Below are 21,997 nucleotides of genomic sequence, written 5' to 3'. Positions count from 1 at the left end.
CCACTTCATGGGCATGCGGCTGCCCAAGCACCATTTCGTGGGAAACGCAAGGCAAAGAGCTTCCGCTCGGGAAGCTCGTTGAGAATCTCATCCCGTGTGCCGAAAATCCCGGTGGAACGTCGGCAAAGCCCGTTCACAGCCGGTCCGGTCACACAGAACGATACCTATCGGGCGGCTCCGTCCAACCCGCCGTCCTGGTCACTTGGACGCGGTCGCGGCGCGCGCCTGCGGCCAACGCTCGTATCGTTCCGTTCCCTTGACGGGAAGGGGAAAGGAGACCTCGATGACGAGCCCGCCGCCCGGCCTGGCGCGGGCGCTGAGGGTGGCGTCGTGGGCCGCGGCGATGGCCCGGACGATCGACAGGCCGAGGCCGTGGTGGCCGTCGCCCGCTGTGCGGCGCATGCGCTGGAACGGTTCGAAGAGCTGGTCCACGCGGTCCTGCGGGACTTCGGGGCCGGTGTTGGAGACCGTGAGGACGGCGCGCCGGTCGTGCCGCCGGACGGTGATGTCCATGCTGCCGTCGGGAACGTTGTAGTAGGCGGCGTTGTGCACCAGGTTGGCGACCAGCCGCTCCAGGAGCGCGGTGTCGCCGGCGACCGGCGCCGGCTCGGTGCGGTCCACGATCCGCACGCCGCGCCGCTGGGTCTCCGTCAGCTGGGTGAGCAGCACGGACTTGGTGACGTTGGCCAGGTCGACGGGCTCGGTCCGGTCCATGCCCCGCTCGCTGACGGCCAGGGTGAGCAGAGACTCCAGCAGGGCTCCCTGGTGGGTGCTGATCCGCAGCAGGCGCTCGAAGTTCTCCCGGAAGGACTGGGCGGTGGCGTCGGGGTCGAGGAGTGACTCCTCCAGGAGGGCGCGTTCCACGGTGAGCGGGGTGCGCAGCTCGTGGGCGGCGTTGGCGACGAAGCGCTTGTGGGACTCCAGGGCGGCTTCGAGCCTTTCGAGGAGTCCGTCGACGCTGTCGGCGAGTTCGCTGATCTCGTCGCGGGGGCCCTCGACGGCGAGGCGCTCGTGCACGTTGCTGGCGGAGATCCGGCAGACGCCGGCGTTGAGCGTGCGCATGGGCCGGAGCACCCGCCGGGCCAGGAGCCAGCTGAGCACGATGGAGATCGCCGCCATGATGGCCAGGGCCGTTCCGGACTGCACGAGGAGGTCATGCATCTGGGCGCGGTGCAGCTGGGCGGATTGCCTGCGCATCTGGTCGTCGAGCCAGTTGGTGACGGCCGGCGGGGACGCGGAGCCCGGGCCGAGCGGGATGACCGTCTGGGGTTGCGGAGCGCCCCCTGGCGGGGCGCTGACCGGTGGGAGGCTGCCCGGCGCTCCGTGGAAGGCGGTGACCACGCTGTGGATGGGGTGGTTGACGAGCAGGTAGGTGATGCTGAGCAGGACGGCGCCGGAGGCGATGAACAGCAGCCCGAAGAGCATGGCGAAGCGGACCCGGACCCGGCGGGGCGTGAGGACGCGGATCAGGGCGCGCGCCCGAGTCGCGGCGGCGGAGCGGCGCAGGCGGTCGCGGGTGCGGGTCAGGAGGGTGGTCGCCATGTCAGATCCGGTAGCCCTCTCCCGGAACGGTCCGGATCACGGAGCGGTCGACGAGTTTGGTCCGGAGCCGGTTGACCGTGGCCTTGACGGTGGTGGTGCCGGGATCGGCGATCTCGTCCCAGACCTTGGCGAGGAGTTCGCCGGTGGTCACGGTGCGGCCGCGCGCGCCGAGCAGGCATTCCAGGACCCCGAACTCCTTCGCGGTAAGCGGTAGTTGGGTGCCGTCGTGGCTGGCGGTGCGGCGGGCGGGGTCGAGCCGCAGGGGGCCGCGGACGAGCACGGGCTGCCGTATGGGGTGGGCGCGGCGGCTGAGGGCGCGGGTGCGGGCGAGGAGTTCGGCCCAGGCGAAGGGCTTGGCGAGGTAGTCGTCGGCGCCCAGGCCGAGGCCCTCGACACGGTCGGCGATGGTGGCGGAGGCGGTGAGCATGAGCACCTTGGTACGGATGCCGTCGGCGGCGAGTTCGGCGCAGACCTCGTCGCCGTGCACGTCGGGGAGGTCGCGGTCGAGGATGACGACGTCGTAGTCGGCCTCCAGGACGAGGTCGAGCGCGGTCCTGCCGTCGTAGGCGGTGTCGACGGCGAAGCCCTCGCGGCGGAGCACTCTGGTGATCGAGTCCGCGAGTTCCGTGTGGTCCTCCACCACCATTACTCTCATCGTTCCCCCTACGAGACACGGGTCACCGACGGCAGGGTCCCCCACCCCGGGTCACACCCCGGTTACTGCGTTCACAGGCTGGCGCACCGGCCCGCGCCTGGCAACAGCACCCGGCTCCGCGACCCCGCCGCGTGGCCCGGGTCCGGCCGGGCGGCTCCTCTCCGGCCGGGCGGCTCAGATGCGGTATCCGGCGTGCGGCAGCGTCTCGATGACCGGCGGGTCCCCGAGCTTGCGGCGCAGTCGGCTGACGGTGACCTTCACGGTGTTGCTGAACGGGTCGGCGTCCCGGTCCCAGGCGCGCTCCAGCAGTTCCTCGGCGGAGACGACGGACCCGCCGGCGGCGAGCAGCACCTCGAGTACGGCCATCTCCTTCGGTGACAGGTCCAGCTTGCGCCCGCCGCGCAGCGCCGTGCGGCGGGCGGGGTCGAGTGCGATGTCGCCGCGGGTGAGGACCGGGGGCACGGCGGGCTGGTCGCGTCTGCCCAGGGACTGCACGCGGGCGATGAGTTCGGCGAGGGAGAACGGCTTGGCCAGGTAGTCGTCGGCGCCCAGGTCCAGGCCGTCGACGCGGTCGGCGATGGAGCCGGAGGCGGTGAGCATCAGGACGCGCGACGGGCTGCGCTGCCGGACGAGTGCCTGGCAGATCTCGTCGCCGTGCACGAGCGGCAGGTCGCGGTCCAGGACGATGACGTCGTACGCGCCCGAGGAGGCGCGGCTCAGTCCCAGCTCCCCGTCGTGCGCCAGCTCCACGTCCATGGCGTTCCGGCGCAGCCCCCTCGCGACGCTCTCCGCGAGATCCCTGTGGTCTTCCACGATCAGTACCCGCATATCCCCACCTTCTCAGGCGGAGCATCACACGGCGGTAACAGGCGACGCGGGGGTCCCGCCGGGGGCGTGCAGGACGTCGCTCCTACGGCGGTGGGAGGAAGACCTGCCGCCGGCGGCGCCGCAACGTCGAGACGCGGAGACGCCGAGGCCAGGCGTGACCTGCCAGGATGTCTCCGGCAACGGAAGAGCGAACACTCGTGCGTGGCGCGACCGATGATGGGTCCGGAGTGCTCTCACGGCGGCGGCAACACATCGAAGGGGGCCCACCTGTGGTCGGAGAAGGCGACTCCTCGGCGGCGGCCCTGCGGAGCGTCGAGGAATGGAGTGCCCGGATTCACCGCGGCCTGCGGTCCGGCAGCCGGGTGGACGCCGAGGCCGTGCGACTGGCCTGCCTGCTGCTCGACTGGGGGCACGACGCCGAGGTCGTCCGCGATCTCGTCACGCGCGATCCGGCGCAGGTCCCCGCGCCGGAGATGGCCCGGTTGGCGGCGGAGCTGCTCCGGGTCTGCGGCTTCGACCCGGGGTTCGCGCTCGCCCCCGAGCGGCTGCCCGTCCTGGAACGGGCGGTGGAGAAAGTGGCGGCGGACTTCGCCGGCTGCACGGTCGTCGACGGCCTGCACCTCGTGCAGGCGGACGAGGCCGGCCCGCGCGCGCTGCTCGCGCTGGGCGACGGCACGCTGCTGAGCACGGGCAACGGCCTGGCCCCTTCGGCGGGAGACGATCCGGTCCATGCCCTGGTCGAGGTCGCGGCGGAGGTACAGGACGAGGTGGCCGCCCGGTTCCGGCTGGTCTGGCCGGTCTGCCGCGACCACGGCCTGGGCGTACGCCCGGCAGCGGCGGACGGCAGCGCGCGCTGGCGGTGCGCGGGCGGGCCGCCGGGGCACTTCGTGGGAGAAGTGGGCGCGTTGACCACCCCGGGCACCCCGGGCACCCCGAGCACCCCGAGCACGCCGGTCACGCCGGTCACGCCGAGGAGAGTTGTTCCGCTATCTCCTTCACCCACGCGGCCGTCTTCGTCGGGTCGTTGAGGGAGTTCGTCCATTCCTCGGGAGTCACCCGTTGGTGGGTCGGGCCCGCCTTGAGAGCGATGAGGAGTGCCCTGGCCGAGTCCCGCATCTCGGCCGTGGTGTCGCCGCTCCCCTTGATGTCCGGCCCCGCCGCCAACGCCTGGATCTTGCGCGCCATGGCCTGGCGTTCGCCGTTCGCCACCTTCTTCCAGAACTTCAGGGCCTCCTTCAGCGCGTCCTCGCGGGTGGCGGGCTCCGCGGTGGTCTCGCCCTCCGCCGCCCAGCGTTCGGGGTGGCGGGCCCCGTCGTAGCGCTTTTTGCCCGCGCGGCCGGCCTTGTAGGCGGTGACGCCGAGGATGAGGCCGGCCGCGCCCGCGGCAAGGCCCCAGCCGACCGGGTTGCTCGCCAGTCCGGCGCCTCCCGCGGTGGCGGCGATCGCCGTCACCACGCCGCCCGCGGCCTTGGTGGACTCGCCGACGGCGGTGAGCGCCTGCTTGCCCATCTTGTTGCGCTGCTTGCCGAGCGCGTACGTGAGCACCGTGTTCATCGTGTTCACGTCTTCGGCCCGCCGGACGTCCCTGGCGGCGTCCCGGGCCTGGCCCATCGCCGCCCAGGCCGCGTCGATGGCGTCGGAGACCCGCTCCAGCCGGTCCTCGCCTTCATGGTCCCACTGGGCATCCAGCGCGACGTACGCCTCGGCCGCGGCCCATTCGGCGTTCTGCTTCGCCTGGTTCAGCCGGGCCAGCGCCCCCTCGTCGGTGCGGTCGGGCTTCTCCAGGCCGTCCAGGGCACGGTACTTGCGGGCCGTCAGCCCGAAGCGGCGCGCGGCGCGCGCTCCCTTCACCGCGCCGGTGACGCTGGAGCCGATCCCGCTCGCCTCGCCCGCTTCCATGACGTGTGCCGCCTTCGCGGCCTTGGTCAACTCCTTGGCGACACCGAGGGCGTTGGTCCCCGCGCTGGTGGCGCTGACGACCGCCTCGGCCGTCTTGGAGGTGAACTTCTTGTGCGCCCCGTGGAAGGCGGCCCCGCTCTTGTGCTTGTCGGCGTCCTTCTTGGCCTTGGCCGCCTCCACGCCGCCGAGCATGGCCCCGACGGTCTCCGCGACCAGGCTTTCCGAGCCGGCGGCGCCCCCCGAGGAGGCGGCGGCGTGTTTGAGGCTGTCGTTGACCGTGGCGGAGGCGTGCTGGGAGAAGCCCGCGTTGGCGGGGACCTGGACGCCCTTGACGAAGGTGTCGACGAGTTCGAAGTTCTTCTTCAGGCGGTCGAGGACGGCGGCGATCCGGTCGCGATAACTCTGCGCTCCGGCCGACGCGTTGCCATTCTCCGGCGCCCGCTCCGGCGCCTCCCCCTGCGCCGTGCCCCTGGCGCGCTGCACCATCGCGACCGCGGCCCGGTTGCCCGCGCTGGACTGCACCGCGAGCAGGGCGCGTTCCGCCGGGTTGCCGGACAGGCTCCCCGCCCGGCTCCGGTCCTGGCGCTGCCGGCTCGCCGTCAGGCCCACCCCGGGCGGACGTGCTGGTGTGCGGTGGACCGGGGTGCTCATCGACGCGCCTCTCCTGTGCCTGACGGGGCGTGGGGAGAGTAGCCGGGCAAGACGAACGGAGAAGGAGCAGCGGGAAAACATTCCACCCAGCCGCCGCCGGCCATCGTATGATCGGGCCGCACCGGCACGGCCGTCGTGCTGACCACGGAGCGCTACCCGGAAGGGCTGGACGAGAGCCTGCCATGGCCACCGCACTGATCATCGGCGACGTCCAGCAGGGCATCACCGGCAGTTACCCGTTCGCCCGACGTGTCGTGCCGCCGCTCACCGAACTGATCCCGCGCGCCCGCGGGGCCGGCGCCCTCGTGGTGTTCGTGCACTTCGCCATCCGCGCCAACGGGGCCGATCTACCGCCGGGCAACGCGCTGTTCAGGTCGTTCCACGAAGCCGGCGACACCTTCCACGAGGGATCGGCCGGGACCGCGATCGCCCTGCCGGTCTCCGAGCAGGACGTCGTCGTGGTGAAACGGCGCGCCAGCGCGTTCGCCGGCACGGACCTCGACCTCGTCCTCCGCGCCGGCGGCGTCGACACGCTCGCGATCGCCGGCGTCGCGACCAGCGCGATGGTGGCCGCGACCTGCTACGACGGGGCAGACCGCGGCTACGGCGTGACCGTGCTGCGCGACGGTTGCGCCGACGGCGACACGGCGATGCACGACTTCTTCATGGACGCCGTCTTTCCCAGCCGAGGGTTCGAGGTCGTCTCCTGCGCCGAGTGGAGCGGACCGCGAGGCTGAGCCCGTACGGCGCCAAGTGCCTGACAGGCCCGACGAGTTCGCACACGATGGGCGGTGGCGCGTCGAAGGCCGCGGGGCCCGGGCGTTCCCGCCCGCACCGCCGTCCCCAGTGGCGGCCGGCCGGCGAGCGGGACTTGCCAGGACGGCGCCGACGCCGCACCGCGCTCGCACCGGCCGTTCCGCGATCACTTCGGCCCGGACTCACCTGACGTGGCGGCGCCTACGAGTGGGGCGTGCACGCCGCGACCCTCGCGCAGCGGGCCGGCCTCAGCCCGGAACAGCTCTGGGCGACCACCGAGCGCGGTACGCCGCTGTCTTCCGCGTGGCCGCCGCGCCACGCGGCACTCCTCCACGCCGTCGACGAACTGCACGACACGGCCCGGCTCTCGCAGCCCGCGTGGGACGCTCTGCGCGTCCACTACCAGGACGCCCAACTGCTCGAACTCCTCGTGCTCACCGGCTGGTACCGAACCATCAGCTACCTGGCCAACGGGTTGCTCATCGAAGAGGAGCCCTGGGGCGCGAGGTTCCCGGCGCCGTAGCGACACCGGTGCGCGGCACGAGCGTTGTGCCGATCCCGATGCGCCGGGAACCCGCCGCGGGATGATCGTCGGCCGGGAACGCCCGCGATCCGCGGGCACTTGGGCGCGTTCGTCGCGCGGCTCGCCGCGGGCTTCCAGAGGCGGGCCGCCCGGGTCAGTCCCCGACCGGAACCGCGAGTTTCGCGTGGTCGGCGTCCGGCAGCCAGTCCCGCTCGGGGGCGTAGTCCAGCCAGCGCCGGGCCCGGCCCGCTTCGGTGAAACCGCGCAGCAGGGCGTCGAGCCGCGCGTGGCGGTGGGACTCGCGCCAGGCGAGCGACCACGCGTAGAGCGGGGTCGGTGCGGTGAGCGGGATCGAGCGCAGATCCGCGTGGTCGGGAAGCGGCGCGTCGCTGGGGAAGAGCGTGAAGCATGTGGCGTCGCCGCGTACGTGCTGGACGAGGTGGTCCAGGCCCAGGTTGGGGCCGTCCTGGCGCCGGGTGAGCCCGAACTCGTCGGCGAAGCGCCGCAGGAAGTCCAGACGGGTCAGCTCGGCCGGGCACCACAGGGTGCTGTCGCGCAGGTCGGCCGGGCGCAGTTCGGCCGCGCCGGCCAGCGCGTGGTCCGCGCTGACCACCGCGTCGACCGGCTCCAGGCGGACGAGCCGCTGGGCCAGTCCCTTGTCGCGGCCGCCGGGCAGCGGGTGCACCCGGCCGAAACCCAGGTCGGTGTCACCGCGCAGGAGCGCCTCCGCGACCGACGGCCAGTCACGGGCCGGGCCGGGCTCCAAACGCACCGAGCCGAGCGTTTCCACGGCCTGCGCGACGGTGCGCATCGGCGCGAAGAGATGGCCCCACACGTCGATCCGTACCACCGGCCCGGCGCCCAGCGCCGCCGCGATCGCGCGCTCCCCCGCCGCGAGGGCCTCCCGCGCGGCGGGCGCGAACCGTTCGCCGGCTTCGGTCAACCGCGTGCCGCCCTGCCGTTCGAAGAGGCGGACGGCGAGCAGCGACTCCAGGCGCGCGACGCGTTTCGACAGCGCCTGCTGGCTGGTGTTCAGCTGCTCGGCAGCGCGCCCGAAGTGCAGCGTCTCGGCGGTCGCGACGAACGCACGGACCAGGGCGAGGTCGAGGTCCATGCCGCTGACCTTATCCGACAACCGCGCGTTGTCGGTCGGGGCGCCGCGTTGTTGGCCCGGGCCACGGCGCGAGCGGTGAGATGTGTTCAGCCGCAGCCAAGGAGGCAGACACCATGAAAGCGCTCGTACCGACCGGAGATCCGGCCGAACCGGTCGTGCTCGCCGACGTCCCCGAGCCCACGCCGCGCGCCGACGAGGCGCTGGTGCGGGTGGAGGCGTTCTCGGTCAACCGGGGTGAGACGTTCAAGCTCGAAGCGCCCGTGGACGCCGAACGGCCCGGCGCACGGCCCGCCGATCGGCCCGGCAAGGACATCGCCGGGCTCGTGGTCCAGCCGGCCGCCGACGGGAGCGGGCCGGCCGGCATCACGCGCGTCGTCGGCCACCCCATGGCGGGCGGCTGGGCGGAGTTCGCCGCGGTGCCGACCCACGCCCTCGCGGTCCTGCCGGACGGCATCTCCGCGCTCCAGGGCGCGGCGCTGCCGCTCGCCGGGCTCACCGCGCTGCGGCTGCTGCGTACGGCCGGGCCCGTGCTGGGGCGGCGCGTGCTGCTGACCGGCGCGTCGGGGGGCGTCGGGCACTACGTGACCGAACTCGCCGCCGCCGCCGGGGCGGAAGTCACCGCAGTGACCCGGGACGCGGAACGCGGGGCCAGGCTCACCGCACTCGGTGCGGCCGAGATCGTCCACCACCCGGCCGACGCACGCGGACCGTACGACCTCGTGCTGGAGTCGACCGGCGGTGCGGCCCTTCCCGTCGCCCTCGCGCGGCTCGCGAGGCGGGGCACGCTCATCTGGTTCGGGCAGGCCAGCCGGACCCCGGTGACGCTCGACTTCTTCGCCTTCTTCGACGGTCCCGAGTCGGCCGTCATCCGCCACTTCCACTACCTCGACGCGGACACCGCCCTCGGCGACGACCTGGCGGCGCTCGTCCGGCTGACCGCCGAGGGCCGCCTGCACCCCGAGATCGGCCGCGTCGCGGACTGGACCGACACCGCGACCACCCTCACCGACCTGCGCGACCGCCGCATCCGCGGCAAGGCCGTGCTCACCCTCTCCTGAACATCCGCATCCCCAACGTCCGGTACCACCAGCCGAAGGAGTCCCCTCATGAACGCCAGCACCGAGCCCAGGGCCGTCGTCATCCGCTACGTGGAGGCCGTCCGCGACGGCGACGCCGACGTCATCCGCGAGAGCTTCGCCGAGGACGCGACCTGGCACTACCCGGGCGATCTGCCGACCTCGAAGGTGTGGCAGGGCCGCGACGCGATCGTCGACGACTTCCTGGGCGGCATGGGGACGGTCTTCGTTCCCGGCACGATGCGCATCGAGCTGGTCGGCACGATCGCCGAGGGCGACCGCGTGGTCGCCGAGTGGACCGCGAAGGCGCAGACCGTGTACGGCGGCGCCTACGACAACCGCTGCATCGGCATCTACACGGTCCGCGACGGCCGGATCACCTCCGTCGTCGAGTACGCGGACACCCGGCACGTGGCGGCGACCCTCTTCCCGGACCACCGCGACCCCGAGCCCGCCGGCGCCGTGTGAGCCCGACTCCCGACCGGAGCACCGGAGTACCGGAGTACCGGAGCACGGCCGGCGACGGATCTCCTCGTCGCTCGGCCGTGCCGCCGGGCACCGGCTCACGCGGGCGGCGCGACCGGGGACCACACGCCGAGCCACTGCTCGGCGTCGTACTTCTCGAACCGCTCCCGCTCGGTGAACCCCAGCTTCGCGGCCAGGCGCATCGAGCGGGCGTTGGCGGTCTGGGTGTAGAGCACCACCGGCTCACCGGGCAGTGCGCCCGCGAACCAGCCGAGCGCCGCGGTGCACGCCTCGGTGGCGTACCCGCGTCCCCACGCCGCCGGCAGGAACAGGTAACCGAGCTCGGTCCCGCCGGCCTCCGCACGTCGCTCGCCCACCCGCTCGCGGTCGTGCGGGTCGAGCTGGACCGTGCCGATCAGCGCGCCGTCGAGTTCGACCACGAAGAAGCCGGGGCGCTGCCCGGGCACCTCGGGCACCATGCGTTCGAGCTCGTCACGCGGCTGCGGCCCGCCGAGGTAAGTGCCCACCTCCGGCGAGGCGTTCAGCTCGATCACACCCGCACGGTCGCGCGCCTCGGTCTGGCGGAGCACCAGCCGCTCGGTGGTGATCGGGGCAGTCGGCCAGGGCAGGGCTCTGCGGTCGGTCATGCCGGCCAACCTAGCCAGCAGCCTCGCCGATGATCAAGGCGGACGAACCGCTGCGCGCGCCGGCCCCCCGCGAGCGCGAGGTGCTGTCCTTGATGGCCGAGGGCCGCTCCAACGCCGCCATCGCCGCGCGCATGTTCGTGACCGAGAAGGCCGTGAGCAAACACAGCAACAGCATCTTCGGCAAGCTCGGGCTCCAGCAGTCCGAGGAGAACAACCGGAGAGTGCTGGCCGTCCTGGCCTACCTGCAGACCTGAGCCCCGGGCAGGGTCCCGACCGGCTCCTCCCGGCGCCCGGGGTTGGCGTGAGCCCGACCCTGCGCATCCTCACCCCAGCAGGGTGAGGCACGGTTGCCCGGCGGTGCGCATACTCGGGGGCATGGACAAGTACGGGCAGCTCGCGGACTTCCTGCAGGCACGCCGGGGCCAGTTGCAGCCCGAGGACGTCGGGTTGCGGACCTACGGCGAACGGCGCCGGGTGCCGGGCCTGCGACGCGAGGAGCTGGCGATGCTCGCGGGCATCAGCGCGCCCTACTACGCGCGGCTGGAGCAGGGCCAGTCGCACAACGCCTCGCCCGAGGTACTGGACGCGCTGGCGGGCGCCCTGCGGCTGGACACGTCCGAGCGGGCCCATCTGCACGCGCTGGCCCGCGCACCCAGGAAGAGCCGGGCCGCGACCCGGCCCCGGCCCGAACGCGTCAGCGGCGCGACCCGCGCCCTGCTGGCGGCGATCGCGGACACCCCCGCCATCGTCATCGGCCGCCGCAGCGACGTGCTGGCCTGGAACGCCCAGGGCCACGCGCTGTTCGCCGGGCATCTCGACCCGGCCGCCCCCGATGATCCGCCGCGGCGGCCGAACATGGCCCGGCTGGTGTTCCTCGACGCGCACACCCGCGACCTGTACGCCGACTGGCCCGCCAAGGCGAAGGCCGTGGTGGGCAACCTGCGCCTGGCCGCCGGCCGCCACCCCGACGATCCGCTGCTGGCCGCGCTGATCGGCGAACTGACCATGCGCAGCGAGGAGTTCGCCACCATGTGGGCCGACCACCGGATCGTGGCCTGCGATGTCGCCGACTACGCGATGCGCCACCCCCTGGTCGGAACGCTGACCGTCACCCAGCAGACCCTGCAGAGCCCGCAAGGCGACGGTCCGGCCCTCGTGGTGGCCACCGCCACCCCGGGCTCCCCCTCCGCCACGGCCCTGACCCTGCTCGCCCACGCCACCGCACCCGAGGAACGCCGCCCGGCCCGGCCCGTGCGCGACGCCGGCACCCCCGCCACCTGACCCGACCTCTCCCGCAACCCCCGTCCTGGCCACGGCGCCGAGCCGCGGCCCCCGCATGCCCGAAACACCTCTCAGCACACCGAACGAGTGAAGGAATCATGTCCCAGCGAAGCACCAAGATCACCGTGTCCGCCGTCGTGACGGCCGCGACCGCCCTTGCCGCGACCGTCCTGACCGGCGCCGGGCCGGCCGGCGCGACACCGCCGGCCGCGAAGCCGCTCAGCGACGTGCGGATCGCCACCCACTTCGACCTGAACGCGGGCCAGATGCCCGAGAACGTCGCCCTGCTGCCCGACGGCACCGCGGACGTCACCTTCGCCGGCGCCCGCCAGGTCGCCCAGATCAGCCCCCGGGGCACCACCCGTGTCCTGGCGACGCTGCCCGCACCCGCCGACGGCGGAACCGGCACGCCCGTCCTCAACTTCCCCCTGACCACCGGCATCGTCCGCACCTCCGACGGCACCCTCTACGTGCTGTACGCGACCGGCACCGCCGACCTGACCGGGCTGTGGCGGATACGCCCCGGCCACGCGCCGCAGCGCATCGCCGCACTGCCCGCCGACGGCCTGCCCAACGGCCTGGCCCTGGACCCCCGCGGCGATCGGCTCTACATCACCGACTCGGCGCTCGGCACCGTGTGGACCGTCCCGACCAGCGGCGGCACCCCCACCCCGTGGTCCACCGATCCCGCGCTCGCCCCGATCGACTTCCTCGGCGCCAACGGCGCGAAGGTGCACGACGGCGCCCTGTGGGTGACCAACCTCGACCAGGGCACCCTGCTGCGCATCCCGATCCTGCCCGGCAACCGCGCGGGAGCACCGCAGGTCAAGGCGTCCGGCCTGGTCGGCATCGACGACTTCACCTTCACCGGCCACGGCGACCAGGCACTCGCCGCACTCAACGGACCCGACCAGGTCGTCCGCATCGAGCCCGACGGCACCCACACCGTCCTCCTGGACGCCGCCGACGGACTCCAGAACCCCACCTCGATCGCCCTGCACGGCCACCAGGTCGACGTGTTCAGCGCCGCCTACACCACCAGGACCGACCCCAACCTGCTCCGCGCCCGGCTCGACGACCACCGCTGACCCCGGCCGGTTCGCGCGTCACCCGAGGCGGTCGAGTTTCCCGTAGAAGGACAGGAGGCCCTCGGCGAGCCGGTCGGGGGCCTCCATCGCCGCGTAGTGGCCGATCCCGTCGAGGGAGAGGGCGCTGACGTCCTCGGCGACCTGACGCAGGGTCGCCGGGGTGAAGTCGCCCGATCCGCCGCCGGCGGCGAGCACGGGCATGGTGAGCTTCCGGGCCGCCAGCCGGCGGATCTCGTCGCCTTCGCGGAGCATCGAGCGGTACAGTCCGGCCGCGCCGTTGAACCCGTCGGGTCGCGCGTAGGTGCGGGCGAGTTCGTCGATGTCGCCGTCGGTGAAGGCGTCGGGGGTCCCGCAGAGCGACGGGATCGCGTACTGCGCGAGGAACGCCCGTTCCCGTCCGGCGAGCAGCAGGTCGGGGATGCCCGGGGCGGCGAGCACGCCGATGTGCCAGGCGCCGCCGTGGGCGACGTCGGCGAGCTTCTCGACGCCGTACCCGGGCAACCCGGTCTCGATCGCGGCGTAGCTGCGCACGAGGTCGGGGCGTGTGGCGGCGACGCGGAACGTGGTGGCGCCGCTGACGTCCTGGCCCGTGAGGTGGACGGGGCCCACGTCGAGCCGGGTGATGAGTTCGCCGAGGTCCTGGGCCGCGGTCGTACTGTCGTGCGCCGTGGTCGCGGGGGCGGAGTCGCCGAAGCCGCGAAGGTCGGGGGCGAACACCCGGTGGTGCGCGCTGAGCAGGGGGATCAGCTTGCGGAAGACCCACCAGGTCTCGGGGAAGCCGTGGACCAGCAGGACCGGAGAGCCGGTCGTGCCGGCCGAGACGTAGTGCAGTTCGGTTCCGTTGAGGCTGACGTGGTGGTGTGCGACGCCCGGGATGGTGGCGCCGCCGGCGAGGGAGTCCATCGTTCTCCTGGATCGGATCGACAACATGGTTGTCAATCTACCGGTCGACAACACGGTTGTCGACCTCCGTTTCTCGTATGCTTCCCCGCATGGCACGTTCACCCGGCGCTGACCTCGCGCTGCTGCTTCTCGGCGGCTTCCAGTCGATGGTGGACGACGTGCACGGCGAACTGGCCCGCCGCGGGCACCCGGGCGTGCGCGCCTCGCACGAGTTCGCCCTGCGCGCCGTCGACGAGGGCGCGGACACGGCCTCGGCACTCGGCCGGCGACTCTCGGTCTCCAAGCAGGGCGCCGCCAGGACGATCGGCGCGCTGGAGAAGCTCGGATACCTCGCGCGCGAGCCCGACCCGAGCGACGGCCGCCTCAAACGGCTGCGGGTCACCGACCGCGGCCACGCCATGATGACGCTCGGCGCCTCGCTCTTCGACGAGGTGCGCGAGCGCTGGGCGGCGCGGCTGGGACCCGGGCAACTGGAGCTCGTCGAAGCGCACTTGGCCCGGGTTGTCGCGGGCCGGCCGTCGAGCGTCGATGCCGCGGCTCGGCTCAACGACGATCTCGGCGAGGTCACCTGAGGAGCGCCTGAGGACGGCCGACCGCCGGACCGCATCGACCAACGGACCGCATCGACCTCCCGACGGCACCGATCGCCGGACGGCGCCGGCCGCCCACGGGACGGGAAGCGCCGGCGCCCCGCGCGGCCGTGACCCGCAGGGGCCCGACTCGCGTGCGTGGAAGGGTGACTCCCCCGGCGCGCCGCGCACCGCGGCACGCCGGAGGAGCCGGTGCTCAGCCGAGCGTGACCGTCGAGGAGGCGGTCAGACCGCCCGAGGCCACCGTGACGGTGACCTTGCCGGCGCGCACCGCGCTGAGCGTCGCCGACGACAGGTCGAGCACCGCGACGGTCCCCGCGCGCCGCCGGGCGGCCTTCGCGTCGGCCGCGGAACCGGCGATCACCAGCCCGCGGCCGCCGCTCCAGGTGACGCTGGCGGGGAAGCGCAGCGGGAACCGCAGACCGAACTCGCTGGTGATGCCGGTCGCGGCGAGCACCGCCGAGTCGCCCACCGCGATCCGCGGCGGCGCGGTCAGCTCGATGCCGTCGATCAGCGGCCTGCTCTCGGCCCGCAGCCACTCGCGGGTCTCCGGGCTGGGCTGCCCGGCTCGGACCCGGGCCGGTCTCGGGTCGACGCCGATGTGCATCCAGCCGAAGAACCCGCCCTGGTCGGGCGAGCTGTACGGGGTCTTGCCGACCGCCGGGGTGGTGACTTCGAGCACCCCGTCGGTGCGGGTGACCGCGGCGGTGTGCGCGTGGCCGGTGAACAGGGCGACCGGCTTGCCCGACCGCTCGCGGAAGTCCGCGAGCCAGCGCTGCAGCAGGTCGGCCTCCAACTGGTCGGACAGCTGCGAGGCGCCGGCCCCCGACGGGTCCTTGAGCGGGTGGTGGAAGGAGAGCACGACGCTCCTGACCGACGGGTCCTTCGCGGCCTTCGCCAACTCGGCCTGTAGCAGCGGCACCTGGTCCCAGTCGGAGGTGCGCATGTCGCCGGTGTGCGAGTCCAGCAGGATGAAGCGGGTGCCCTTGTGGTCCACGACCTGCCGGTTGGGCCGGCCGGTCACGGACAGGAAGGCGTCCAGGCCGCCGGTCGCCGACAGGCCGGCCTCGTGGTTGCCGGGGGTCCAGTACACCGGGAGATCGCCGGGCACGTGGTCCTTCAGCAGCCCGACGGCGAGTTCGAAGTCGGCCACGTTGTTGTCGTCGACGAAGTCGCCGTTGATCAGGATGAAGTCCGGCTTGCTCGCCACGACCTGGCCCAGGGCGGCGACCGCCTGCCGCCCGGAGAACGAGTCGAGCCCGGCCGCCGCGCTGATGTGCAGGTCGGACAGGATCGCGAAGGTCCAGCGACGGTCCGGCAGCCCGCCCTGCTCGACCACGTACGGGTCGGGCCGGGGCGGGTCCGTCCGGTCCGGCTGCTGCCCGATCTGGGCGTCCAGCACGTCGAAGTCGAGTTGCCCGGCGTTCTTGTTGGTCTGAAGCGTCTCGGCGAGGTAGAGCCGCTGCAAGGTGACGGGGTCGGAGAAGCCGTCGGGCATGTCGCCGGTCACCAGCCGCCAGCCGGTCCAGTCGACGGTGGTGGCGAAGGTGAAGGGCACGTTCGTGGTGCCCTGCGAGGTGATCATCGCCCGCAGCCAGTGGTTGCCGCCATCACCGTTCACCCACAGCGCGAGCTTCTTGGTGCCCGCGGGCAGCGTGAGCGGGCCGTCGCCGGCCACCGCGTACGCCGCCGAGGTGCCGCTCTGGCCGGTGAAGTCGTAGGTCAGCCGCAGCGCGTGGTTGCCGGCCGCGGCTCCGGGCCGGTCGGGGGCGGCGACGGTGGAGACCGACGCGGTGCCGCGTGCCGCGGTCGCGGTCCACGTCTCGCCCGGCTCGAACTCCGCCAGCGACACGTTGACCAGACCGACGGTGACGGGCAGCTTCGCGGTGACGCCCTGCACGGTGGCGGTGAGCGTGGTGGACGTGCCGGCCGCGCCCTTGCTGCCGGTGATGTCGAGGCCGCCGCCCGCGCCCGCTGCCACGGTGAGCAGGCTCCGGTCGTAGTCGAAGGTCGCGTCCCGCGGCGCCACCGGCGCGTCGAAGCCATCCGCGTCCACGCCGGTGAGCTGCACGTTCACCGTCGCACCGGCGTCGAGGGTGACGCTGCTGCGGCTGAACGCCAGCCGGTGCAGCTCGCCGACCACCCGTAGCTCCACCTCGCCCTCGGCGGAGCCGGAGCGGGCCCGCAGCACCCCGGCGCCGGGCTGCCGGGCGCGGAACACCCCGTCGTCCGCCTTGCCCAGCGAACCCGGTCGCGCGCTCCAGGACACCCGGTGCGCGTCGGCCGCCGCCGGCGCCCAGCTCTCGTCGTAGCCGGCGACGGCGACGTCCAGGGTCAGGCCCGGCACCACCCGGTCGGCCCGCGGACGCACGTCCAGCCCCCGCAGCCGGCCCGAACCCTTGCGGCCGAACAGGCCGACGCCGTCGGGCACCGGCCGCTCGCTGCCGTCCGACGGGGTGTTGACGACGCTGACGGTGCCGTCGCCAGGGCGGCGGGCGACCAGTTCGGTGGAGCCGCCGCCGTCCAGCATGAACGCCTCGTGGGCGCCGAGCCGTACCATCAGCGCGGCCATGTCGTCGAAGCTGAGCCCGGCGGAGAAGTTGGCGGAGCCGTCGACGGCGACCAGCAGCAGGCGGTGGCCGCCTTCCGGCCAGCCGACGGCGGTACGCGGCTTGGCCTCGTCGTTGCCGGTGCTCGGCGGGAAGTCGACCGGCTTGCCGCCGGTCGCCAGCACCGCCCCGCTGCCCAGCGCCATGTGCAGCGCGCCGGGCGCGTCGCTCTGCGGCGCGAACGCCACGTCGACGCTGTCCCCGATCCGGGTCGCGGCGAGCGCGGTGGCCGCGGCGCCGCGGCCGAGCACGATCAACCCGCCGTCCGGCACCGCCGTCGCGGTGATCTGCGGGTGGACCGCGGTCACCTTGCCGCCGGCCACCACGAGTTCGGTGTACGGACCGGCGCCCTGGATCAGCGTGCGGTCCGCGCTCCCCCACAGCGGGGTGAACACGCAGATGCCGTCGGCGGGCACGCCCGCGGAGTTGAGCGCGGCCAGCGGGCGCCGGACGCCGGCCACCGTGGCGGTGCCGGTGATCATCAGGTCGGCGAGCCGTGCGACCCGGTCGGCGCCGACGGTGGCGACCGTCGACGCCTGCGAAGTGCCCTTGCGCAGCTGTCCGTTCTGGATCTCCGGGCCCTCGGCCGCGTAGGTCTCGGTGATGTCGAAGTAGTCGCCGTTGACCGCGGCGACGGCGTGCTGCGCGTCGGTCACCCGGGCCAGCGGGCGCGCCTGGCTCACCTCGCCCGCGATCAGGTCCACGCCGACGGACGCCTCGCCCAGGTCGGCGTTGAGCACGTGCACCCGCAGCCAGCCGGTACGGCCGAAGGTGTCGAAGGAGGTGAGTACGATCCCGGGTGCGACCGGCCGGTCCACCCGGTCGCTCACGACCGACTCCCCGTCCACCGTCAACTGGTACGCGGGTGCTGTGAACTTCGTGAGGTCCGCGGCCGGGGCCGGGTGGCCGGGCACCGTCCCGACCGGCCCGCCCCCTGTCCGCCGCCCGGAGTCGGCGACCGCCGTACCGCCGGTCGCGGCGAGCCCGGCGGCCACCGCGCCCACGATGAGTCCGCGGCGCGTGATGTCCGCCGTCATGCCATTGCGCTGGTTGTCCATGGCGGGTGACGGTAACGGCTCCGACCGACGCCCAGGTGAACCCCAGGTGAGCCGGGTCGTCCGGCGACCGCCCGTCACCCACCGGCCCCCGTGGCCGCCCGCCCGCTCCCACGACGGAGTGTGCCGCGGCGCGTTCAGGGCGTGCGGGCTGCCGGCCCGTCCAACTCACCCACAACGTTGGACCGGCCGAGATCAACGCACGTGCCGCCCGCGGCCCGGCACGTGGCCGGCGCCGGGACGGCCCGCCGTGAACGACCCCACCGGGTCGCCCCCGGCCGCGCGAAGGCCGCCTCCGACCGCCGGTCGCCAGGCCCCCGGGCCGCCGGTCGGCCGGCTCCAAAGCCGCCGGCCGGCCCTCCGTTCGCCTCAGAAGAACGTGGGAACGCGCGGGGCGTAGGGCTCTTCGAGGGCGTCGATCTCCTCGGCGGTGAGTTCGATGTCGAGCGCGGCGGCGGCGTCGGCGAGGTGGTGCGGCTTGGTCGCGCCCACGATCGGCGCGGAGACCACCGGGTTCTTCAGCACCCAGGCCAACGCGACCTGCGCCATCGACACGCCGCGGGCCTGGGCGATGCGCTGGACGGCCTCGACGATGGCCTGGTCGCTGTCGAGGAAGATCGGCCGGCCCTGCTGGTCGACGGTCCGGTGCTCCGCCGCGCGCTGCGTGACGCGCTCGCCCCAGGGCCGGGTGACCAGTCCCCCGGCCAGCGGGCTCCACGGGATGCTTCCCACGCCCTGGTAGGCGAGCAGGCCGAGCATCTCGCGCTCCTCCTCGCGGTGGATCAGGCTGTACTGGTCCTGCATGGACACGAACCGGGTCCACCCGTGGGTCTGCGCGGCGTGCTGCATGGTGGCGAACTGCCAGGCCCACATCGACGAGGCACCGATGTAGCGGACCTTGCCGGCCTTGACCACGTCGTGCAGCGCCTCCATCGTCTCCTCGACCGGCGTCTGCGGGTCGAAGCGGTGGATCTGGTAGAGGTCGACGAAGTCGGTGCCCAGCCGCCGCAGCGACGCGTCGATCTGCTCCATGATCGCCTTGCGGGACAGGCCCGCCCCGCCCGGGCCCTCGTGCATCGGCGCCCACAACTTGGTGGCCAGCACGACGTCCTCACGCCGGGTGTACTTGCGCAGCGCCCGTCCGACGACCTCCTCCGAGCTGCCCAGGCCGTAGATGTTCGCGGTGTCCCAGAACGTGATGCCGAGCTCGACGGCCTGGCGGAAGACCGGCTCGGCCGCGTCGTCGTCGAGCGCCCAGCTCGTCCGCTTGGCGGGATCGCCGAAGCTCATACAGCCCAGGGCGATCCGGCTGATCCTGAGCCCCGACGTTCCCAGTCGCGTGTACTCCATGGCGCACTCCTGCTCGGTGGTGTGGGCTGTGCCCTCGCTGCTGAAGGCGGCCGCCTTCACTCCCCACCGTGGCACGAACCGCCGCCCACGGCCTCCCATCAGGGGGTTCCTGCCGTGGCAGGTACTGACAGGCCCCCTCTGCGGGTACGGCCAGGGCCCCTCTCACCGGCGGATGCGGACGTACCGTTGCGGGTATGGACGCCCGCACCGAGTTCCGCGACTTCCTCACCTCCCGCCGCGCCAGGATCACCCCCGCGCAGGCCGGCCTGCCCGTCAGCGGCGGGAACCGCCGGGTGACCGGTCTGCGCCGCGAGGAGGTCGCGCTCCTGGCCGGCGTCAGCGCCGACTACTACATCAAGCTCGAACGCGGCAACGCCCGCGGCGTGTCCGGCAGCGTCCTGGAAGCCCTCGCCCGCGCCCCCCACCTCGACGAGGCCGAGCGCGCGCACCTGTTCGACCTGGCCCGCGCCGCCAACTCCGGCACGCGCACGCCCCCGCGCACTCCCCGGCCCCGTGTGCGCCCCAGCATCCAGCGCATCCTGGACTCCATGTCCGCCACGCCGGCCTACGTACGCAACCGCCGGCTGGACATCCTGGCCACCAACCGGCTCGGCCGGGCCCTGATCCGCCCGATCCTCACCTCCCCGTGCCGGCCGCCCAACGTGGCCCGCTTCATGTTCCTGGACCCGGCGGCCGCCGACTACTACGTCGACTGGGAGCGGATGGCGGCCGGCACCGTCGCGATCCTGCGCGCCGAAGCCGGCCGCGACCCCCACGACAAGGCCCTCACCGACCTGGTCGGCGAACTCTCCACCAGGAGCGACCTGTTCCGCACCCGCTGGGCCACCCACAACGTCCACCTGCACCGCGGTGGCGTCAAACGCCTGCGCCACCCCGTCGTCGGCGAGCTGACCCTGGAGTACGAGGCCCTGGAACTGCCCGCCGACACCGGGCTGACCATGATGGCCTACAGCACCGAACCCGCCACGCCCGCACGCGACGCCCTGAACCTGCTGGCCGGTTGGGCCGCTTCCTTCGAGGAGGACGGCCACCCCGACGCGCGAGCCCGCCCCACCTCCGCTCCGGGGCCCGGCGCTTCCGCCTGACGCTCCATCGGGGCTGCCGGATTCCTCGTGGCCGAGGCGGAGCCGGGCGGCCGGGTCCCAGCCGGGGCGGCCGGGTCCCAGGCGGGCAGGCAGGGTCTCAGCCGGGCAGGCCGGCGCTGGTCAGCCAGATGTGCGCGCAGGTCGCGGATGCCTCGCCCAACGCCTCGCGGGACTCCTGCGAGGCGTGGTAGAAGGTCCGCTCGATCATCCAGCACAGGGCGCGCGCCATCGCCGGCGCCTGTTCCGGTCCGCTGCCGGCCTGGACGCCGGCGCGTTCCAGGACCGCGGTGATGGCCGCGATGAACAAGTCGGCGGTACGGCTCCACAGTTCGCCGATCTCCGGGACGGTCAGCGACAGGTCGATCGCCGTGCGCATCACCAGGCCGTGCTCGTTCCACAGCTCGACGGTGCGCCGCATGGCCGCGTCGACGGCCCGGCGCGGGTCGTCGGCCTTCGCGGTGGCCCGGGAGCGTTCCCACAGGTGTTCCACGGTCCGGGCCACCAGCGCGGTGACCACTTCCTGCTTGGAGCCGAAGTAGAAGTACAGGGCGCCGCGGGTGATCCCGGCGCCCTGGGCGATGTCGCCGACGGTCATGGCGTCGTAGCCCTTGCTCGCCAGCAGCCCCTCGCAGGTGTCCAGGATGGCCCGCTCCCGCAGGTCGCCCTTGCGTTCGGCGGTGCGCCGGCCGCGCGCGGGGTCGTGCCCGGGGGTCACAGCTGAGCGCCCTCGGCGAAGTCGGTCGTACGGGAGAGGGTCTCCCAGGTACGGATGTCCTCGTCCACGGCCGTGCGCGCGGCGGCCACCAGGCGCAGCGCGTCCGAGCCCAGCACGAGGTGGGCCGGCGGATGCTCCACCGACGTGATGTGCACGACGGCGTCCCCGGCCTTGGCCGGATCGCCCAACTGGTTCCCGCTGGCCTTCTGCCGCGCCGCGCGGATGGGGGCGAACAGTTCGTCGTAGTCCTCGATGGAGCGCGCGACGCGGGTCATGGAGCGCCCGGCCCAGTCGGTGCGGAAGGAGCCAGGCTCGATCGCCGTCACGTGGATGCCGAACTGTGCGACCTCCTTGCCCAGTGCTTCGAGGATGCCCTCCAGGGCGAACTTGCTGCCGCAGTAGGCGGACATGCCGGGCACCGCCATCAGGCCGCCCATGGAGGTGACGGCCATCAGGTGCCCGCGGCGGCGCCGGCGCATGTGGGGCAGCGCCGCCCGCAAGGTGGCCACCGCTCCGAACACGTTGACCTCGAACTGCCGCCGCACCTCGGGCAGCGGGGTCTCCTCCAAGGTGCCTTCCAGGCCGTAGCCCGCGTTGGCGATGACGACGTCCAGGGGGCCGACGGCCTGCTCCACCTCCGTGATGACGCGCGGGACGGCCTCGTCGTCCGTCACGTCCAGGACGCGGCCGTGCGCGCGCTCGGGGTCGAGCGCTTCGAACGCCCGCAGGTCCTGCTCCGAGCGGACCGTGCCGACGACGGTGTGCCCGGCGGCCAGGGCGGCCTGGGCGAAGGACCGCCCCAGGCCCGTACTGACGCCGGTGATGAGCCAGTTCCGCTGCTGCATCGCTTCTCCAGGAAGGGTTCGCGGGGAGCCGGATCGCTCCCCCACCCAAAAAGTCTACACTCCGTCGATTTTTATCGCCGATACGTTGATTCTGGCGGGCGCGGCGGGCCCGGTGGGTCCGGCGGCCCGGCCGGGTCCAGCGCGCTGCCGCAGGTCGGCCCTCACCCGGTCGGCGAACGTGTGCGACTCCGCACCGCCCACGCCCACGCTGACGCCGGCGCCCGGCCGGCCCGCTCCGGCCCGCGCGAACCACGTGCCCTTTTCCCTGTGCGGAAAATCCCTGTTCGCCCGTGAACGCG

20 protein-coding genes and 1 pseudogene are annotated in these 21,997 nt (G+C 73.4%); 10 read left to right on the top strand and 11 right to left on the bottom strand.

All coding sequences use genetic code 11. The features are described from left to right. Positions 1–198: 198 nt before the first annotated feature. The 3 genes from OG896_RS37480 to OG896_RS37470 all read right to left on the bottom strand — a co-directional run bounded on the left by OG896_RS37480 (position 199) and on the right by OG896_RS37470 (position 3,025). Positions 199–1,542, bottom strand: a complete 1,344-nt coding sequence (locus OG896_RS37480) for a sensor histidine kinase (protein ID WP_329372607.1) — start codon at positions 1,540–1,542, stop codon at positions 199–201. A gap of 1 nt (position 1,543) precedes the next feature. After that, positions 1,544–2,197, bottom strand: a complete 654-nt coding sequence (locus OG896_RS37475; protein WP_329372605.1) for a response regulator transcription factor — start codon at positions 2,195–2,197, stop codon at positions 1,544–1,546. A 174-nt stretch (positions 2,198–2,371) separates the two neighbouring features. Beyond that, positions 2,372–3,025, bottom strand: coding sequence for a response regulator transcription factor (locus OG896_RS37470; RefSeq protein ID WP_329372603.1), 654 nt, complete (start codon positions 3,023–3,025; stop codon positions 2,372–2,374). 269 nt (positions 3,026–3,294) lie between these two features. Between OG896_RS37470 and OG896_RS37465 the strand changes: the two genes are divergently transcribed. Continuing rightward, positions 3,295–4,053: a hypothetical protein gene (locus tag OG896_RS37465; RefSeq protein ID WP_329372601.1), complete on the top strand. Its 759-nt coding sequence runs from the start codon at positions 3,295–3,297 to the stop codon at positions 4,051–4,053. Here the strand turns inward: OG896_RS37465 and OG896_RS37460 are convergent. Beyond that, on the bottom strand, positions 3,989–5,575 hold the full coding sequence (locus tag OG896_RS37460; RefSeq protein ID WP_329372599.1) for a hypothetical protein: 1,587 nt from the start codon (positions 5,573–5,575) through the stop codon (positions 3,989–3,991). The two genes, OG896_RS37465 and OG896_RS37460, sit on opposite strands and share 65 nt — an antisense overlap. 182 nt (positions 5,576–5,757) lie before the next feature. Between OG896_RS37460 and OG896_RS37455 the strand changes: the two genes are divergently transcribed. Together OG896_RS37455 and OG896_RS37450 are read left to right on the top strand one after the other, a co-directional pair. Continuing rightward, the gene (locus OG896_RS37455) at positions 5,758–6,312 is read left to right on the top strand and encodes a cysteine hydrolase family protein (protein WP_329372597.1); all 555 of its coding nucleotides are present in this window, start codon (positions 5,758–5,760) and stop codon (positions 6,310–6,312) included. 233 nt (positions 6,313–6,545) lie between these two features. Then, positions 6,546–6,854 (top strand): hypothetical protein, encoded by a 309-nt coding sequence (locus tag OG896_RS37450; protein ID WP_443057210.1) that lies wholly within the window; start codon positions 6,546–6,548, stop codon positions 6,852–6,854. Positions 6,855–7,008: 154 nt separating this feature from the next. On the opposite strand, the gene OG896_RS37445 is transcribed toward OG896_RS37450, so the two are convergent. Then, entirely contained in the window at positions 7,009–7,968 is a 960-nt protein-coding gene (locus tag OG896_RS37445) for a LysR family transcriptional regulator (protein ID WP_329372595.1), read from the bottom strand. A 113-nt stretch (positions 7,969–8,081) separates the two neighbouring features. Here OG896_RS37445 and OG896_RS37440 point away from each other — a divergent pair, with 113 nt between their 5' ends. Then, a complete protein-coding gene (locus OG896_RS37440; protein ID WP_329372593.1) occupies positions 8,082–9,026 on the top strand; it encodes a zinc-binding dehydrogenase in 945 nt (314 codons plus the stop codon). A 48-nt stretch (positions 9,027–9,074) separates the two neighbouring features. Beyond that, a complete protein-coding gene (locus tag OG896_RS37435; protein ID WP_329372591.1) occupies positions 9,075–9,512 on the top strand; it encodes a nuclear transport factor 2 family protein in 438 nt (145 codons plus the stop codon). Positions 9,513–9,607: 95 nt separating this feature from the next. Here the strand turns inward: OG896_RS37435 and OG896_RS37430 are convergent, their stop codons facing one another. Then, positions 9,608–10,156 carry a GNAT family N-acetyltransferase gene (locus OG896_RS37430; RefSeq protein ID WP_329372589.1) on the bottom strand — a complete coding sequence of 183 codons (549 nt, stop codon included), beginning with the start codon at positions 10,154–10,156 and terminating at the stop codon, positions 9,608–9,610. Between the two features lie 41 nt (positions 10,157–10,197). On the opposite strand from OG896_RS37430, the pseudogene OG896_RS37425 reads away from it, so the two are divergent. The 3 genes and pseudogenes from OG896_RS37425 to OG896_RS37415 form a co-directional block, all read left to right on the top strand. Beyond that, a pseudogene (locus OG896_RS37425) lies at positions 10,198–10,410 on the top strand (response regulator transcription factor); the annotation flags it as partial. 121 nt (positions 10,411–10,531) lie between these two features. Then, the gene (locus tag OG896_RS37420; protein ID WP_329372587.1) at positions 10,532–11,437 is read left to right on the top strand and encodes a helix-turn-helix domain-containing protein; all 906 of its coding nucleotides are present in this window, start codon (positions 10,532–10,534) and stop codon (positions 11,435–11,437) included. A gap of 98 nt (positions 11,438–11,535) precedes the next feature. Further along, complete coding sequence (locus OG896_RS37415; protein ID WP_329372585.1) at positions 11,536–12,525, top strand: hypothetical protein; 990 nt, start codon at positions 11,536–11,538, stop codon at positions 12,523–12,525. Between the two features lie 18 nt (positions 12,526–12,543). On the opposite strand, the gene OG896_RS37410 is transcribed toward OG896_RS37415, so the two are convergent. Then, positions 12,544–13,455 carry an alpha/beta fold hydrolase gene (locus OG896_RS37410; protein WP_329372583.1) on the bottom strand — a complete coding sequence of 304 codons (912 nt, stop codon included), beginning with the start codon at positions 13,453–13,455 and terminating at the stop codon, positions 12,544–12,546. A 62-nt stretch (positions 13,456–13,517) separates the two neighbouring features. Here OG896_RS37410 and OG896_RS37405 point away from each other — a divergent pair, with 62 nt between their 5' ends. Further along, complete coding sequence (locus OG896_RS37405; protein WP_329372581.1) at positions 13,518–14,000, top strand: MarR family winged helix-turn-helix transcriptional regulator; 483 nt, start codon at positions 13,518–13,520, stop codon at positions 13,998–14,000. Positions 14,001–14,214: 214 nt separating this feature from the next. On the opposite strand, the gene OG896_RS37400 is transcribed toward OG896_RS37405, so the two are convergent. Together OG896_RS37400 and OG896_RS37395 are read right to left on the bottom strand one after the other, a co-directional pair. After that, positions 14,215–17,685, bottom strand: coding sequence for a phosphodiester glycosidase family protein (locus OG896_RS37400; protein WP_329372579.1), 3,471 nt, complete (start codon positions 17,683–17,685; stop codon positions 14,215–14,217). A gap of 366 nt (positions 17,686–18,051) precedes the next feature. Further along, positions 18,052–19,032: an aldo/keto reductase gene (locus OG896_RS37395; RefSeq protein ID WP_329372577.1), complete on the bottom strand. Its 981-nt coding sequence runs from the start codon at positions 19,030–19,032 to the stop codon at positions 18,052–18,054. A 194-nt stretch (positions 19,033–19,226) separates the two neighbouring features. Here OG896_RS37395 and OG896_RS37390 point away from each other — a divergent pair, with 194 nt between their 5' ends. Further along, the gene (locus tag OG896_RS37390) at positions 19,227–20,138 is read left to right on the top strand and encodes a helix-turn-helix transcriptional regulator (protein ID WP_329372575.1); all 912 of its coding nucleotides are present in this window, start codon (positions 19,227–19,229) and stop codon (positions 20,136–20,138) included. Between the two features lie 97 nt (positions 20,139–20,235). On the opposite strand, the gene OG896_RS37385 is transcribed toward OG896_RS37390, so the two are convergent. Both OG896_RS37385 and OG896_RS37380 read right to left on the bottom strand, forming a co-directional pair. Then, on the bottom strand, positions 20,236–20,853 hold the full coding sequence (locus OG896_RS37385; RefSeq protein WP_329372574.1) for a TetR/AcrR family transcriptional regulator: 618 nt from the start codon (positions 20,851–20,853) through the stop codon (positions 20,236–20,238). Further along, a complete protein-coding gene (locus OG896_RS37380; RefSeq protein ID WP_329372572.1) occupies positions 20,850–21,698 on the bottom strand; it encodes an oxidoreductase in 849 nt (282 codons plus the stop codon). The genes OG896_RS37385 and OG896_RS37380 overlap by 4 nt, the downstream gene beginning before the upstream one ends. Between the last annotated feature and the right edge of the window lie 299 nt (positions 21,699–21,997).

It is taken from the genome of Streptomyces sp. NBC_00669 (genome assembly GCF_036226785.1).
Lineage (GTDB): Bacteria > Actinomycetota > Actinomycetes > Streptomycetales > Streptomycetaceae > Actinacidiphila.
This window is presented reverse-complemented; position numbering and strand designations above follow the sequence as displayed.